This window comes from Catenulispora yoronensis, from assembly GCF_039531695.1.
Lineage (GTDB): Bacteria > Actinomycetota > Actinomycetes > Streptomycetales > Catenulisporaceae > Catenulispora > Catenulispora yoronensis.
The window spans coordinates 1-15,820 of record NZ_BAAAQN010000067.1 but is presented as its reverse complement, the minus strand read 5'-3'; the positions used below and the strand labels follow the sequence as shown (position 1 = coordinate 15,820).

Here is a 15,820-nt window from a genome sequence, read left to right as displayed (position 1 = left end):
TCTGTGGTACCGCGACGGCGCCCTGACGCAGAGTTCTGTCATGCTCTCGGCGACCGGAAACCGCTGCCGGGCCCGTGGTTCAGCTTTCGAGCCCCCAGCGGACGAACCGCAACCCGGGTACGAACCCTGCCTTCTCGTAGATGCCGAACGCCCCGGTCGGGGTGGCCGAGCCCACGCGCAGGACCGCACGGTCGTAGCCCTGGTCGGCAGCGGCCCGCAGCGCATGGCCGATCAGCGCGCCGGCGACGCCGCGCCGCCGGTAGTTCCGCAGCGTGCCGATGAGGAAGAAGGTCGCGTCGCGGAAGCCGGTGGCCGCCGCGTCGGCCTCCCAGCACTTGGTCAGCAGCACGCCCGCCGGAGCCCCGTTCGCCACGTCCCGGAGCAGGAAGCTGGCTTCGGGCCGGAACGTGTGGTCGGTCATCCTGTTCTTCCAGCTGTCCACGGGCATCTCCGCCAGCCCCGCGTCCTTGAACGCCTCGTTCCGGATCATCCGGAACTCCTCGTCGTTCTGCTGCGACCAGGGCTCGACCCGCAGCCCGTCGGGCACCGCTGTCTCAGGGATCGCGTCACCGAGCGGGTGCTCCATCTGCTGGTCGTACCAGGCCGGCGCGAAACCCTGGGAACGGAAGAGTTCGGCCGCGCCGGCGATGTGCTCGGCCCAGTGCAGGTCGATCGCGAGCCGCGTTCCCGGATCGTGCTGTGTGTGCAGTGCCTTCGCCGCCGCCACCCCGGCTTCCACGAGCGCGGTGCCGATCCCACGGCGGCGGTAGTCGGGGTGGACCCCGCCGTTGATCAGGACCCGGTGGACCTCTTCGGTGGCCGGCTTGTAGCTCACCTTCATGTCGCCGACCATCACGTCGTCGTCGAAGACGCCGAAACTCGCACGCTCCAGATCCAGGTAGGGATCGATCAACTCCTGCAGAGTGTCCTCTTCGGTATAGAGCTGGCCGATCTGGTCGACGGCCTCCATGGCGTTCAGGAGGTCGGCCGCCGCTTTCGCGTCCCCGGTGGTGAGCGACCGCCAGGTAAGGGAGCTGGATTCCTCGGGCATGCGGCCGACCGTAACCGCTGCCCACGCGGGCTGCCATCCGGTTTTTTGGGCGAGTCCGAATTCCCTCGTGCGGACGCATCGGGGATGCGGGCCCCGCCGCGGGCTTGCAGGCTCGGACGGGTGGCCGCCGAAGCCCGGGGGTCGCACGAACGAGCGAAAGGACCCGATCGCCATGCTCTTTACCCCCGTCGCCCCGCCAACCCCGGCCACCCCGACAAGGGACCCGCGCGCCGACGTGATCGAATGCCGGTTCCGACATGAACCGCCGATCCGGTGAGTCACAAACGCGGGCCGAGGCTGCTGCGGGTGGTCGCAGCCACGGCGTTCACGCTCATCGGACCCGCGGCCGCCACAGCCGCCGCGGACACCGCCCCCGGCCCCTCCTCGGCCCCCGCCCAGCCCGGCCTCACGGTCGCGGTCCTCGGCGGCGGCACCCCCGAGGACGAGCGCGCCGCGATCGACTACACGATCGAACTCCGCAACGACGGCCGTCTGCCCTACCGCCACCTCGCGGTCAGCGCCCTGCTCCCGGCCGGTTTCCACGTCCTGAGCGCCAGTCCGGCCCTGGCCGCCAGTCCGGCCCTGGCCGACGCCGCCAGACTCCCCACCTGGATCGCCGACCTGGCCCCCGGCCAGCGCCTGGACCTCCAGGCCCGGATCGTCGCCGGCACCGTCCAGGACCTGGCCGAAGGCACCCCGGCCCCGCTCTCGGAGGCCCCGCTCGACATCGTCGACACCACCGCTCCCGGCGCCGAGGTCTGGTACTCGGTCACCGCCTGCGCCCGCAGCAGCCCCGGCGACCCGCCCGCCGCCTGCGGCCAGTCCACCCAGCTGCTGGTCAAGACCGACGACGACACCCGCCGCGGCATCGACGCCATCGTGCTGCTGCTGGGCCTGCCGGCCGTCGTCGCGGGCCTGGGCGCCTACGCCTGGCGGGCGCGCCGCGACCCGGGCGTCGACCCGTGACGCCGGGCGGCGGGCGCTCGCCGACCTGAAAGTCGTATCGCCGATACCACTTAGACCGGCGGGCGACGTAAGCTCGACACCATGCGCCTGATGAAGTCCACGGACCTGGCCCTGCGCCTGCTGATGCGCCTGGCCGTGGTCCCGCCCGACGCCGAGCCGGACGAACTGCCGACGACCCGCGACGTGGCCGAGGCGATGGGCGCCGCCACCACCCACATGGCCAAGGTCGTCGGCAAGCTCCAGCACCTCGGCCTGGTCCAGGCCCGCCGCGGGCGCGGCGGCGGCCTGGTCCTGACCGCGGCCGGCCGCGCCGCCTCGGTCGGCGCCGTGGTGCGCACCTTCGAAGGCTCCGGCGACCTCGCGGCCTGCGTCGACGACGACGAGCCGTGCCCGATCAACGCCGCCTGCCGCCTGCGCGGCGCGCTGCGGGCCGCCCAGGAGGCGTTCTACACCTCACTCGATCAGCTCAGCATCGAGGATGTCACCGCGGCGCCGACCGGGCCGCTGCTGCTGACGCTCAGCCGTCGGCCGTAGGGCCGGGGCCGGCCGGAAGCCCGGCCCCGGCCCCGGCCCGGCTCAGGCGGAGGCCAGCCACAGGTCGGGCCCGAAGACCTCGTAGTGGATGTCGGCCGCCGGCACGCCCTTGACCAGCAGCTGCTCCCGCACCGACTTCATGAACGGCATCGGCCCGCACAGGAAGGCCGCGGTCCCGGGCGGCACCTCCAGGTCCGACAGGTCCGCGTAGCCCGTCCGGCCCAGCTCGCCGGCGTCCTCCTCGTACCAGTAGTGCGTCGAGCCCGCGGGCAGCTTCTCGGCCAGCGCCGCCTGATCGTCGCGCAGCGCGTGCGCTGCCGGGCTCCGGTCCGCGTGCACCACCGCCACCGGGGCCGGGTGCTCCCGGTCCACCAGCTCGGCCAGCAGCGAGACCATCGGCGTCACGCCGATGCCCGCCGAGGCCAGCAGCAGAGGGCGCTTTGTGGCGGCCGCCGCACCCTCGGACTCCGCGCCATTCAGCGCCGCCTCCAGCACCAAGTCCCCGAACGGCGCCGACAGCCGCAGCACCTGACCGGGCCGGACGTGATCGTGCAGGAAGTTCGAGACCTCGCCCGCCGGGCTCTCCTCGCCGCCGCGCTCCCGCTTCACGCCGATCTGCCGCACCTCCGCGTCCGGCGCCGAGACCAGGCTGTACTGGCGGATCTGGCGCGCGCCGTCAGGCAGCTCGACCTGCACGGAGACGTACTGCCCGGCCTGGAACGGCTGCGGGGTGCCGCCGCCGACCGGCCGCAGCAGGAACGTCGCCACGTCGGCGGTCTCTTCGCGCCGGCCGACGACCTCCCAGTCGCCCCAGGTGCCGCCGACCAGGTAGCCGCGTTCGGCGTAGAGCCGCTCCTCCAGCGCGATCAGCGCGTTCGCCATCAGCCAGTAGACCTCGTCCCAGGCCGCTGCGACGGCGGGCGTCACGGCGTCGCCCAGCACCTCGACGATCGCCTCGAAGAGGTGCTGGTGCACGACCTTGTACTGCGCGGCGCTGACGCCGAGGGAGGCGTGCTTGTGCGCGATCCGCGACAACAGCGCGTCCGGCCGGGTGCCGGGGTGCTCGACCAGGTGCGTGGCGAAGCCGGCTATCGAGCCGGCCAGCGCCCGCCGCTGGGTGCCGGCGGCCTGGTTGCCGCGGTTGAACAGGTCGCGCAGCAGCTCGGGGTGGGCTTCGAAGAGGCGGGCGTAGAAGCGTTCGGTGATGTCCCCGATGGCCGCGCCGACGGCGGGCAGGGTGGCGCGGACGGTGGCGGTGGATTCCTCGGAGAGCAAGGTGACTCCTGACGTGGTGCGGTCGGATCTTCGAACCGCTCGCCACGTTAACATGCATCTGGGATTCCACTTTTAGCGGGGGTCGTTCGGTTGCTGTTCCGTCGCCGGCCGGCGGTCAGTTGAGCATGTCGTCCTTCAGCCCGAGCAGCTCCAACGCGGCGTGGTAGTCCTCCAGCCGGGCTCCGCGCGCCAGCCCCAGGCTGATCGCCGTGCCGACCGCCTCCAGCAGTCCGGCCACCGTCGATCCGTGGCCGCCGGCGGTCAGGAACACCTCCCGGGCCCGGCCGTCCTCGCGGGCCACGGTCACCCGCCCGCCGTACCCGCCGACCACCACGCTGACCGTCTCCGACGAACGTTGACGGGGCAGCCTGACCTGGGTCATCGAGGATCTCCTCAGGGTTCTGGCACCGGTCGTGGCGGCCGGCGCCGAAGGATGAGGACGGCAGGCTATCGCCTCGCCCGGGCCCGTCCCGCGTCGTCCGGTCGAACTGGCGTGTCGGGTTGCAGGGCCCTGATGAACACGCGAAAGACCGCCGGGCGGATGGCCCGGCGGTCTCAAGCGGTGCTTCGCGGTATTCAGTTCTTTCGGAGCCCGCCGTGTCCCGCTCACGCGGCCAGCGCGTGCGCCTGCCCGCCGCGCCCGGCGGCCATGCCCCGCTTGGCGGCCATCGCGCCGGTCCGGCCCAGCAGCATCGCGATCGCCATCACGACCAGCGTGTCGGTCAGCGCGTCCACGGTCACCTGGTGCTCGACCATCCACCGGCCCAGGCTCTGGGTGAACCAGTGCTGCGCGCCGTAGGAGAAGGCCAGCCGGGCGCCGATGACGCCGGTCCACAGGGCCGCGTAGGCCGCGCCGGTGTGCGTGTAGACCTTGCCGGTGGCCTCCTCGCGCCGCACCTTCAGCAGCGCCGCCGCGGCCAGGCCGAGCATCAGGCCCAGCGCCGCGCCGCCGAGCTCCAGCGCCAGCCCGGTCCCGGTGGTCGCCGGGTGCTTGACGTAGATCGGAACGATCACCGCGGCCACGATGGCCGGCCGCAGCAGGCGCGCCTTGGTGACCTCCCGGCGCCCGAGGTCGGTCCCCAGGACCGAGGCCAGGACGACGATGTTGACGATCCAGACGCTGATGTCCATTTCCGTTTTCCCCTCTAGTGCCGCTCCGTGTCTTGCCGACATCTAGAGATTCGCAGCTCAGAGGGTGCAACGGCGTCCACCCGGGGGTGGAAGGGGGGTGGAACCCGGGTGGATGGAGCGACGGTCAGCTGCCGCCGCTGTCCTTGCTGTCGCCGGCAGCGTTGCTCTCGCCGGTGTCCTTGTTCCCGCTGGTGTCCTTGGTCGGGCCGGCCGTTTCGCTCCCGCTGGCGGCTCCGCTGCCTCCGCTGCCTCCGACGACGAACACGCCGGCCCCACCGCCGCCACCGCCGCCACCCGCGTTGGCAGCGGCCGCGGCTGCGGCGGTCGCGCCACTGGCGGTCGTCGACGGATCCGGCAGGTGCGTGAGCTTCGAGGTGTCGAGGAACAGGCCGCCGAACGCCGTCGTCAACGCCGTCAGCGCCGCGGCCGCGTTCACGTGCCGCTGGCCGTCGATCCCCAAGGCCAGCGCCCCACTGACGATGGCGCCACCGCCGATCGCCACCGCGGCGAGCCACAACGCGTCGAACTTCGTCTGCAACCCCTCCGCGGCGCCCCTCGCGGCCGCCACATCCTTGATCGGATTCAGCACGCCACCCAGAAACGCCGAACCGGCGATCCCCGCGAACTGCCCGACATCCGGCAGGTTCAGCGGCGTGCACCGCCACGAGACTGCCCCCAACGCGACCGCGACGGCCCCGAACGTCAGCAGTTGGATGGCGCGGGAGATCCGGCTGCTCGGTGCGAAGGCGTTGCCCATACTCACCCTCCCTGGTCTGCGGTAAACCACATCGTTGTCCTACGCCGCGTCGCGGACAAGGGATGGATTCCCTACTGAATCAGGGAGTTGGGAAAGAGGAGATCAGGATTCTGTTACGGAATGATGACGGCCCGGGGGCGGCGCGCCCCGCCCGATCGCCCGAACCCGCCGGTCACCACCCCTTCTCCCCAGGGTTACCCATGAGTACGATCGCCGGTCATGACGATCACCGACCTGCCCCCGGCGGCCCGCCGCGCAGCCATCGCCTACGCGGTGCTCAGCGTGACGAACATCGTGCTGTCCGACGCCGGCGTGCGGGTCGGCGACTGGATCACGAAGCCCATGCTGATGCCGCTGCTCGCGGTCTTCACCTGGTACGCCGCCAAGGCCGCGACCGGCGCTTCTGCTTCTGCCACTGCTTTCACCTCCACCTCCAACTCCACTTCCGCTTCCACCTCTAACTCCGCCTCCAACTCCGCTTCCGCCTCTGCTTCCGCTTCTGCCTCCGTCTCTGCCTCTGCCTCTGCCGGTTCTCTGGCCGTTTCTTCCGGCGCTTCCGGCGCACTTTCTCCCGCGTTCCTCCGCTCCGACCTCCGCCTCCCCCTCGCCGGAATCCTCCTCGGCGGCGCCGGCGACACGGCGTTGATCGGCAAGGGCAACTGGTTCCTCGTCGGCATGGGCTGCTTCGCCGCCGGCCACGTCTGCTATCTGCTGACGCTCCGCCGCCGCGGGGCGCTCGCTGCCGTCGGTCGCCCCGCGCTCGGCGGCTACGCCGCCGCCTGGGTCGTGCTGCTCGCCCTGTGCTGGTCGGGCCTCGGCTCGCTGCTGGTGCCCGTCGTGGCCTACAGCCTGCTCCTGGTCGGCATGGCGCTGGCCGCGTCCGGCTTGTCCCGCACCGCTGCGATCGGCGGCGCGCTGTTCCTCATATCGGACGCCTTCATCGCCCTCGATCTGGCGAAGGTTCACCTGCTGCCGCACCAGAGCACCCTCGTGATGCCGACCTATGTCGCCGCACAGTTCCTTCTGGCGCTGGCCTGGTCCGGTGTCGCCCCGGCACGGCGATCACAGAACCCTGTTCTCAACTACGCAGTCTGATACGCCGCTCTACTGCCTACCGCCCTACCGCCCTGCCGTCGCCGCAGCGCCGGATCGAGCAGAGCTGGCGGCGTGTCGCTTTTCTCCCCCGGAGCCAGGTCGACGCCCGGTGCGACGACGCCGTCGATGGCGTCCAGCACCTCCGCGGACAGCACGACATCGGCCGCGGCGAGCTGCGAACGCAGGTGCTCCACGGTCCGGGGACCGATGAGCGCGGACGTGACGGCCGGATGCGCGGTCACGAAGCCCAGCGCGAGCTGGACCAGCGCCAGTCCGGCGTCGTCGGCGATCGCCGCGAGCTGCTCGACCGCCGCCAGCTTGGCCTGGTTGGCCGGAACGGTCAGGTCGAAGCGGCCGGCGGTGAACGCGTGCCGCGACCGGTTGGTCGCGATCTCCCGGCCCTCGCGGATCGCCCCCGACAGCCAGCCCGACGCCAGCGGGCTCCACGCCAGGATCCCGAGGCCGTGGTCCTCCGCCGCGGGCAGCACGTGCGCCTCGACACCGCGCTGCAAGATCGAGTACGGCGGCTGCTCGGTGACGAACCGTCCCAGACTGTGCTCCCGCGCGGCCCACTGGGCCTGCACGATCCGATAGGCCGGGTAGGTCGAACTGCCGAAGTGCCGGATCTTGCCCGCGCTCCGCAGATCGGTCAGCGCGGACAGCGTCTCCTCGTCGCTGGTCGTCGGGTCCCACCTGTGAATCTGATACAGGTCCACGTGATCGACGCCGAGCCGGCGCAGGCTGTCCTCAAGTGCCGTCACGAGCCACCGCCGCGACGCCCCACGCCGATTGCGGTCCTCGCCCATCGGCAAGAACGCCTTGGTGGCCAGGACGATGTCGTCCCGCCGACCACTGATGGCCTTGCCGACCATCACCTCCGAGTCGCCGCCGCTGTAGGCGTCGGCGGTGTCGATGATGTTGACCCCGGCCTCCAACGCCGCGTCGACGATCGCGGTGGCCTCCTCCTGCGTGGTGCGGCCAATGGCCCCGAAGTTCATCGCGCCGAGCGCGAGCGAGCTGACCTGGATCCCGGTACGGCCAAGAGTGCGGTACTGCATGGGTGTAGTCCTCCATGGCAAGATGGAAACGGAACAACGTTCCGCTAAGAACGATACGGAACAACGTTCCGTTTATCAACCGCCCCCGCGACCTCCTGGGAGACGAGCGCCTTGACCGACCTGAAACCCAAGCGCGCCGACGCCCGCCGCAACGAGAAGTCCCTGCTCGAAGCCGCCGCCGCGGTCTTCGTGGAACAAGGCGTCCAAGCCCCGGTCCGCGACATCGCCGCCAAAGCCGGCGTCGGCACCGGCACCATCTACCGCCACTTCCCGACCCGCGGCGACCTTGTCACGGCCGTCTACCGTCACCAAGTGGAAGCCTGCGCCGAAGCCGGCCCCACCCTGCTGGCTGGCAGCACCGACCCCCACACCGCCCTCGCCCGCTGGATCGACCTCTTCGTCGACTTCCTCGTCACCAAGCACGGCCTCGCCGCCGCCCTCCACCCCGACAACACCGAGTTCGACACCCTCCACACCTACTTCCTGGACCGCCTGGTCCCGGTCTGCGCCGACTTGATCACCGCGGCCAAAGCCACCGGCGACATCCATCCCGACACCACCGCCTACGAACTCATGCGCGCCGTCGGCAACCTGTGCATCGGCGCGGGCGAGGATCCGCGCTATGACGCGCGGCGAGTGGTGGGGTGGTTGGTGGGCGGGTTGCGGATGGTGGAGTGAGGGGTGCGGGGTCCCCGAGAATGGCGGAGTGTCGGACATCCTGAGCCTGGATCAGGCCATCGCAGCATTCGACCGTGCCGGCCGTGCTCACCTTCTGCAAGCAGCCGAAGAGGAACGAGCGCGGGTCATGAAGGAGTTTCCTCTGGCCCTCTGGCACGATCTGCCGTTGCACAGATACGCGCTCGGCACGACTCCCGACGACGGTCTGTTCGGGTCCCCGTTCTGCAAGGTCATGGAGTACGAGACGCCGACGCTCGGCTCCATCAAGGGCGGCAGCGCCAGCAAGCACATCATGTACCTGGCCAGGTCCGGGGGCTGGCGCCTGGCCAGACCGTTGGAGGGCATGGTCCCGGATCGGGCGTGGCAGGAACTGCGGTCCTGCTTCGACCTCGCGTTCCACGTCGTCGGCCTCAGGAATTTTGATCGGCTGGACGACGTGCCGCTGCTCACGTACGGGCAGGCGTTGGTGACCAAGACTCTGGCGACGTATTTCCCCAACGATTTCATGCCCATCTACTCGCATGCGCACTTGCGTGACTTCATCTACCTCTTCGATGAGGACGCACGCATAGGCCAACAGCAGGACGAACGGACGTGGCGCCTCAACCGCCGTCTGCTGCACCTCGCCGAGAGCCATCCGGTCCTGGCGGAGTGGAGCCCGCTAGAGGTCGCGGTCCTGCTCTACGAGTACTTCTCCCCGGCGGCCGAACGACCGGTCGTGATCAAAGTCGCGCCCGGGGAGAACGCGGTCTGGTGGGATGCCTGCCTGGCGAACGGTTACATGTCGGTCGACTGGCATGAAATCGGTGACCTGTCGCAGTATTCGTCGAACGTCGAGGTCCGGGATGCGCTCTCCGCGCTGTGGCCCAACGTCAACCACACGCGCACCGCCAACTCGCTCATCCAGTACCGCGACCTGCGCCCCGGAGACCGGATCGTCGCGAACAAAGGGCTGTCGGAGGTCCTCGGCATCGGGACCGTCACCCACGGCTACTCGTTCGACCCCGGCCACAGCGGCGGCCATTTGGTCGCCGTGGACTGGGACACCTCCTACGCCCAGCGGCTGCGCCAACCACAGGGCGGCTGGCGCGGCACCTTCGCGAAGGTCGATGACCGGTTGCTCCGCCAGCTTGAACGCGGACGCGCGACGCGGCCCGTTTCCCAGCAGCACGCGCTCTTTGACGCCCAGCTGCATCGCCGTTCGCGAGCGGTTCTGTCCGATGAGACGGCCGTCAGCGAGGCCATCGGCGTCGGCCGGGTCGTCGGCCAGGCTGGCAACCGGGCCGGCAATCGGGTCGTCAACCGGGTCGTCAACCGCAACGAGCTTCCCGAAGCGGTCCGCCGGGTCTGGAACGCCTTGGACCGCAAGGGCCAGGTGATTCTCTTCGGACCTCCCGGCACGGGGAAGACGCGGCTCGCGTTCGATGTGGCGCTGGCCATGTCGGGCGACCCGGAAACGATCGAGGCGTCGCCGGCCGAGCGCGACGAAGCTGTCCGACGCTTGTTGTCCGACGACGCCGGCGGCAACCGCGCCGTTCCGCCGGTGCAGCTGGTGACCTTCCACCCGTCCTACGGCTACGAGGACTTCGTCGAGGCCTACAAACCCGCGGAATCCGCTGCCGGGGGCTTGGCGCTGAGGCGGACCGACGGCCTGTTCCACAGGCTGTGCAAGGAAGCTGAAGGCCATCCCGACACCACGTACCTGCTCATCATCGACGAGATCAACCGGGGCGACCTGCCGCGGATCTTCGGCGAGTTGGTGACCTTGCTGGAGAAGGACAAGCGCGGGATGGCCGCGCGGCTGCCTTTGTCGGGCCGCACGCTCACGGTGCCTTCGAACCTCCGGATCATCGGCACCATGAACACCGCCGACCGCAGCGTCGGCCACCTGGACGCGGCGATCCGCCGCCGGTTCGCTTTCGAGGAGGTCCCTCCGGATCCGGAGGCCGTGGCCGGCACGGTCGGTCCGCTGGACCTGGCCGACTTCCTGGTCGGCCTCAACGACCGGATCGCCCGCGAGATCGACGCCGATCACCAGCTCGGCCAGGCCTTTCTGCTGGACGGCAGCGAGCCGTTGTCCTCGGAGGAGCAGTTGGAGGCCGCGTTCTACGGCGACATCGTGCCGCTGCTGGAGGACTACGCGTTCGGGAGCCGTGATCTCTTGCTCCGGCTTCTTGGTGAGGGGCTGCTGGACCCGGCGACGGGTCGGCCGGCGCGCCTGGGCCCGGGCGAGTTGGCGGCGGCGCTGGACGCGGAGTTCGCGGACAGTGCCGCCGGGCCCGGGCGCTTCGATGACTTCGGTGGGTGAGTTTGGTGACTTCGGTGACTTCGGCAGCTTCGGTGACTTCGATGTCTGACGGCGTGCCGCTGGGCCGGTCGGCCGGGAGTCGAGCGGCGTCGGGTGCGGACGACGATCGCCTCGAACTGCGGCTCGCGGAGTACTCGTCAGCCATCGTTCCTTACGACCGGCTGACGTCGGCCGACCGGCGTCGCCTCGCCGATCTTGAGGCGAGGAAGGCGTTGCGGGTCACCGAAGCACGTCATGGTTGGCAGATCACCGCTGACGCCGTGGTGGGTGTCCTTGTGCTCGACCGAGTCCGGCTGGTGATCGACCCGAAGTTGGCGATCAGCGGCGACCAGCTCATCAGGTGGCTCCGGTATGCGCTCGCCACGCCGGTCCCGCATCAACCCTCCCTCCGCCGTTGGCAGACCAGCCGGCATGGCATCGCGGACCTCATCGCCGCGGAGCTGGTTGCCGAGTGCCGCGAGCTGCTGCGCGGCGGCCTTCGGCGAGACTATGTGCCTCGGTCGGGCGTCGACACGGTCCTTCGGGGACGTCTCGACGTCACATCGCAGATCACACGGCGGTTCGGTCAGATCGACAGGCTCCATGTCCGTACTTTTGACCGTGAGACGGGAATCTGGGAGAACGAGCTGTGCGGGGCGGCGCTACGCGTCGCCGCGCGCATCACCAGCAACGAGGTTCTGGCTCGGGATATCGCAACCATCGCGACTCAGTTTCCTGATTCGCCGCGGCTCGAACCGGTCCTGCGAAAGCTCGATCGCTCCCGCTATAACCGGCTCAACTCCCGCTATCGCGTAGCCCACACCTGGTCTGAACTGATTCTGCGTGGTGGGGGAGTGACCGATCTGCTGGCGGACACCGGGCAGGCTGCCGATAGCTTGCTGCTTCGTATGAGCGCGCTCTGGGAGGCGGTTGTTCGTGCACTGGTACAGGACGTTGTCCGTCCTCTTGGGGGCGTTGTGACGGACAGCAGCCGGGGGCAGGGCATCACTATGACTGGTGACCTGGCCTCCCGATCGCCGTTCAGGCCTGATGTTCTCGTCCGATTCGGGCCCAGCTCGGCGCCTGCGTATCTCCCGCTTGATGCGAAGTACAAGTCCTATGACGCGCGGCGCGTCAGTTCTCGTGACGTCCATCAACTTCTTACTTATGTTGACGGCTACACGGCCACTGGTTCGGCTGCAATCGTCTATCCGTCAGAGGCCGGTGCCATTCAACGCCGTCTTGATGTCAAAGGCCCGCGCGGGAAGCTCGGCACGATCGCCGTGCTTGGTCTCGACGTCCGACAGGCGCCGATCGATGCTGCGGAGCCGCTTCGTCGGTTTCTGCGCGCGGCAATGGACCAGCATCAGTCCTAGGCCGCGCGCCAGGCCCGCCACTCCAGCGTCCGCGGCAGATCCGCCGCATCGATCCGCGCCGTGTACAGCGCACCATCCGGACCCACCGCTGCCACCACCGCGAGTCCGTGCGCGTCGGTCGCCAACGCCGGCCGGTGAATCGGCCCGGGTCCGCCGACCCAGCGTCGGACCCCCTTCTGCTGTCCGAGGTTCGGCTGCCACACGGTCTCGACCAGACCGTGGCGACCGCGCTGAGCGACGAACGCGCCGTTTCCGTGAGGTTGAAGGGCCATCACGCCGAAGCCGCCGGTGCCGCCGAGGTCGACGGGGACTTGTCCCCAGGCGCCGTCCGGCGGGCGGGATCGCACGGTCAGCTCGCCGGTGTTCGCCTGGCGGGCCGCCATCAGCATGCAGCCGTCGTGTCGGGTCCTGACCGTCGGCGGATCGCCTAGCGGAGGCAGGTAGGTCCGGACCGCTCGCGGCTCGCCGTCGGCGCCGATCCGCCAGGTCCAGAACGCGTGGCCGTTGGCGTGCAGCTCGACGTCACCCGTTCGAGTGATGGTCGCGGTCAGGCCGTCCCGGACCTGGTGGCCGCCGATGTCGCGCCAGTCGCTCCAGGGTGGCGCGTCGGGGGCCGGGCCGTTTGCCGGGCCGTTTGCCAGGTCGCGATGGCGCCACGACACCGAGTTGTCGGCGTTGCGCGCGAAGACGTGGAGCACCCCGCGGCCGTCCACCGCCGCTTCCGGACAGCCGACGGCGTGCGCGTCCATCGACCTCGGCCCGGTCGGGGCGCCGAGGCTGGTCCACGGCTGGAACGTGCCGTCCGCGCGCTCGCTCGTCACCACGATCTCGTGCGTCCAGGTACCTCGATCGGGGTCGGTGATCGCCCGCAGGCCGGCGAGATGGGCCCGGCCGGAGCCGTCGACGGCCACGGACACGTGCGGGGTCAGCGCTGCCGCGGTGTTCTGGTCGGGGCGCCGGGGCGTTACGCCGAATGGGGAACTTTGGGAACCTTGCGCGCCGCCCTCGACATTCGCGGCGCTTGCCACACTCTCGATGCCGACCGCCACGTCGAACCGCCCGCTCCCGGCTGCTGTCTCCCGCCACACCACCGCCTGCCCGCCGACCACCGCGAACGCCCGCAACCGCCCCGCCGGATCGAGGCGGAGCCAATCGGTGGTGCCCGGATGCCGCAGGTTCGTGCTCTGGGACCACCCAGGACGTGCCGCGTCGCCCCCGACCGTCTGGTCCCCGCAGCCCACCGGATCCCCGCAACGCCGCCGGTCGGCCCAGCCGTAGACCCCGAGGAACTTCAGCTTCTCCCGGGCGTTGGGCCCACCGAGGTTGTGCTTCCAGCGGGCGTTCCCGTAGCCGATGTACGAATCCAGGCCCACCTCGGACGGGCCGCGGCGCGCGCGGTGGTCCGCGTACGCCGCATAGGTGAACCAGGCGGTCGCGGTGTGGTCCTCGTTGTCGGTGTGGACGCCGGAGTCGGTCGCCCAGACCCGCTCCTGCGGGCCCATGCCGCGCCGCTCGGGGTCCGGGTCCATGGTGCGGATCACGGTCGGGGCGAAGCGGTCCATCAGGTCGGTCAGCGTGCCGACGAGCTGGTCCCGGGTGTAGACGCCGCCGCTGACCGCGTCCTCGTCCGGGCGCAGGACCGGGCGGGTGGTCTCGGTCCCGTGGTAGAGCGCGGCCAGCGGGGTGTGGTTCTCGTCGCCGGGGACCGAGCCCCAGTAGCCGCCCATCGAGATGTCCAGGAAGACCAGCCGGACCTGCGGATTCGCCCGCAGCTCGCACAGCCGGGCCGCACCCCCGCGGGTGACCAGCGCCGTGGTCCGCCACGGGTCGTCCTCGTCCGCGCCGGCCATGCGGGCGTATGCGGAGCGCAGGCCGTGCTGCCGGGCCGCCGCGAACCGGGCGCCGCCGCCGGCCTCGGCCGCGGTCAGCACCACGGTGGTCACCTCGCCGCCGGTGCGGACCGAGTCGGCGACGTCGGGGTTCAGGAAGTAGAGGTCGTCGTCGGGGTGGGCCACGACCTGCAGGAACGCGACGCGGCCGGTGAGCCGCGCGGGGCGGGGGAGCCGCTGGTCGGCGGCGTCCGTGACCGCGCCGTCGGCGCCCAGGACGCCGGTCGCGAGCAGGCCCATGCCGAGCAGTCCCACCTCGCGTCGCGACACGTTGGGCATCTGGACTCCCCGTGATTGCTGGCTTCCCCCTGACCTTCCCCGGACGATAAGCCAGACGCGCAGGTCAGCCACGGGGTTGCTCGGGGTGCGTCACCCCACACGGGGACTCGGCGTCCGCCATAGGGGTGAGGGCACAAAAGCGACGCCCCCGATCCGGCGATCCGGATCGGGGGCGACGGGGACGTCTTTGTCGCTGGTTCAGCTGGTGTCGTTCAACTGGTGGCGTTCAGCCGGGGCCGGTCAGACCTGGCCGGCCTTCTCCAGCGCGCTGCAGCAGGTGTCGACGATGAGCCGCGTCACGACGTACGGGTCGATGTTCGCGTTCGGGCGCCGGTCCTCGATGTAGCCCTTCTTGTCCACCTCGACCTGCCACGGGATGCGCACCGACGAGCCGCGGTTCGACACGCCGTAGCTGTACTCGCTCCAGGGCGCGGTCTCGTGCTGCCCGGTGAGGCGGTCCTCGATGCCGGCGCCGTAGGCGCGGACGTGCACGGCGGGCTTGTCCCCCTCGCCGAGGGCCTCGCACGCGGTGATGATCGGGTCGTAGCCCTCGCGCATCGCCTTGGTGGAGAAGTTGGTGTGCGCGCCGGCGCCGTTCCAGTCGCCCTTCTGCGGCTTCGCGTCGAAGGACACCGTGACGCCGAACTCCTCACCCGTACGGAGCAGCAGGTACCGCGCCACCCACAGGTGGTCGGCCACCTCCAGCGTCCCGGCCGGGCCCACCTGGAACTCCCACTGCCCGGGCATGACCTCGGCGTTGATGCCGGAGATCTTCAGCCCGGCCGCGATGCAGTAGTCGAGGTGCTTCTCGACCAGCTCGCGCCCGAACACCACATCGGCACCCGCACCGCAGTAGTAGGGACCCTGCGGGGCGGGGAAACCGCCCTCCGGGAACCCGAGCGGCCGGCCGTCCCGGAACAGCGTGTACTCCTGCTCGATCCCGAACCACGACTCCTGCTCGGCGAACCGCTCCGCGACCTCCCGCGCCTCCGCCCGGTTGTTCGACTCGTGCGGCGTGAAGTCGATGTTCTCCACCTCGCACAGCACCAGCACCGAGTCCCCACCCCGAATCGGGTCCGGACACGTGAACACCGGCCGCAGCACCCGGTCCGACGACCGCCCCTCAGCCTGCGACGTCGACGAACCGTCGAAGCCCCACACCGGCGGCACAGCCCCGTCCTCCAGCACCCGCGTCTTCGACCGCAGCCCAGCAGTAGGCCGCACCCCGTCGACCCAGATGTACTCAGCCTTGTAGACCATCAGTCGTCCCTCACCACTAGTGAACCCACCGGCCCGGACCAGCCCCGCGCCCCACCGGCAGCATCACCACCCCCCAAGTCCCCCCCGTTTCACCCGTGTTAACGGCAGATCAACTGACCGACGATGACCCCACCACCACCCACGGTGATCACCACCACCCCCTCCCCGTCCCACCCCCCACACC

14 protein-coding genes are annotated in these 15,820 nt (G+C 70.4%); 6 read left to right on the top strand and 8 right to left on the bottom strand.

What is annotated here, in order from left to right; translation table 11 throughout:
• Nucleotides 1-79 precede the first annotated feature (79 nt).
• Nucleotides 80-1,051, bottom strand: a complete 972-nt coding sequence (locus ABD481_RS38315) for a GNAT family N-acetyltransferase (protein ID WP_344670783.1) — start codon at nucleotides 1,049-1,051, stop codon at nucleotides 80-82.
• Nucleotides 1,052-1,324: 273 nt separating this feature from the next.
• Here ABD481_RS38315 and ABD481_RS38310 point away from each other — a divergent pair, with 273 nt between their 5' ends.
• Both ABD481_RS38310 and ABD481_RS38305 read left to right on the top strand, forming a co-directional pair.
• Complete coding sequence (locus ABD481_RS38310; protein WP_344670782.1) at nucleotides 1,325-2,017, top strand: hypothetical protein; 693 nt, start codon at nucleotides 1,325-1,327, stop codon at nucleotides 2,015-2,017.
• Between the two features lie 81 nt (nucleotides 2,018-2,098).
• Nucleotides 2,099-2,551, top strand: coding sequence for an RrF2 family transcriptional regulator (locus ABD481_RS38305; protein ID WP_344670781.1), 453 nt, complete (start codon nucleotides 2,099-2,101; stop codon nucleotides 2,549-2,551).
• A 42-nt stretch (nucleotides 2,552-2,593) separates the two neighbouring features.
• Here the strand turns inward: ABD481_RS38305 and ABD481_RS38300 are convergent, their stop codons facing one another.
• The 4 genes from ABD481_RS38300 to ABD481_RS38285 form a co-directional block, all read right to left on the bottom strand.
• A complete protein-coding gene (locus ABD481_RS38300; RefSeq protein WP_344670780.1) occupies nucleotides 2,594-3,826 on the bottom strand; it encodes a globin domain-containing protein in 1,233 nt (410 codons plus the stop codon).
• A gap of 115 nt (nucleotides 3,827-3,941) precedes the next feature.
• Nucleotides 3,942-4,208, bottom strand: a complete 267-nt coding sequence (locus tag ABD481_RS38295; protein ID WP_344670779.1) for a TSCPD domain-containing protein — start codon at nucleotides 4,206-4,208, stop codon at nucleotides 3,942-3,944.
• Between the two features lie 224 nt (nucleotides 4,209-4,432).
• Entirely contained in the window at nucleotides 4,433-4,957 is a 525-nt protein-coding gene (locus ABD481_RS38290) for a hypothetical protein (protein WP_344670778.1), read from the bottom strand.
• 124 nt (nucleotides 4,958-5,081) lie between these two features.
• Nucleotides 5,082-5,714: a hypothetical protein gene (locus ABD481_RS38285; protein WP_344670777.1), complete on the bottom strand. Its 633-nt coding sequence runs from the start codon at nucleotides 5,712-5,714 to the stop codon at nucleotides 5,082-5,084.
• 219 nt (nucleotides 5,715-5,933) lie between these two features.
• Here ABD481_RS38285 and ABD481_RS38280 point away from each other — a divergent pair, with 219 nt between their 5' ends.
• Nucleotides 5,934-6,809, top strand: coding sequence for a lysoplasmalogenase (locus ABD481_RS38280; RefSeq protein ID WP_344670776.1), 876 nt, complete (start codon nucleotides 5,934-5,936; stop codon nucleotides 6,807-6,809).
• On the opposite strand, the gene ABD481_RS38275 is transcribed toward ABD481_RS38280, so the two are convergent.
• Nucleotides 6,797-7,867 carry an aldo/keto reductase gene (locus tag ABD481_RS38275; RefSeq protein ID WP_344670775.1) on the bottom strand — a complete coding sequence of 357 codons (1,071 nt, stop codon included), beginning with the start codon at nucleotides 7,865-7,867 and terminating at the stop codon, nucleotides 6,797-6,799. The genes ABD481_RS38280 and ABD481_RS38275 overlap by 13 nt on opposite strands.
• A 111-nt stretch (nucleotides 7,868-7,978) precedes the next feature.
• Here ABD481_RS38275 and ABD481_RS38270 point away from each other — a divergent pair, with 111 nt between their 5' ends.
• The 3 genes from ABD481_RS38270 (at nucleotide 7,979) to ABD481_RS38260 (ending at nucleotide 12,208) form a co-directional block, all read left to right on the top strand.
• Complete coding sequence (locus ABD481_RS38270) at nucleotides 7,979-8,545, top strand: TetR/AcrR family transcriptional regulator (protein WP_344670774.1); 567 nt, start codon at nucleotides 7,979-7,981, stop codon at nucleotides 8,543-8,545.
• A 127-nt stretch (nucleotides 8,546-8,672) separates the two neighbouring features.
• Nucleotides 8,673-10,853 carry an AAA family ATPase gene (locus tag ABD481_RS38265; RefSeq protein WP_344670773.1) on the top strand — a complete coding sequence of 727 codons (2,181 nt, stop codon included), beginning with the start codon at nucleotides 8,673-8,675 and terminating at the stop codon, nucleotides 10,851-10,853.
• A gap of 41 nt (nucleotides 10,854-10,894) precedes the next feature.
• Nucleotides 10,895-12,208 carry an McrC family protein gene (locus ABD481_RS38260; protein WP_344670772.1) on the top strand — a complete coding sequence of 438 codons (1,314 nt, stop codon included), beginning with the start codon at nucleotides 10,895-10,897 and terminating at the stop codon, nucleotides 12,206-12,208.
• Here the strand turns inward: ABD481_RS38260 and ABD481_RS38255 are convergent.
• Nucleotides 12,205-14,376, bottom strand: coding sequence for a PIG-L family deacetylase (locus tag ABD481_RS38255; RefSeq protein ID WP_344670771.1), 2,172 nt, complete (start codon nucleotides 14,374-14,376; stop codon nucleotides 12,205-12,207). The genes ABD481_RS38260 and ABD481_RS38255 overlap by 4 nt on opposite strands.
• A 240-nt stretch (nucleotides 14,377-14,616) precedes the next feature.
• On the bottom strand, nucleotides 14,617-15,636 hold the full coding sequence (gene glnII, locus ABD481_RS38250; protein WP_344670770.1) for a glutamine synthetase: 1,020 nt from the start codon (nucleotides 15,634-15,636) through the stop codon (nucleotides 14,617-14,619).
• Between the last annotated feature and the right edge of the window lie 184 nt (nucleotides 15,637-15,820).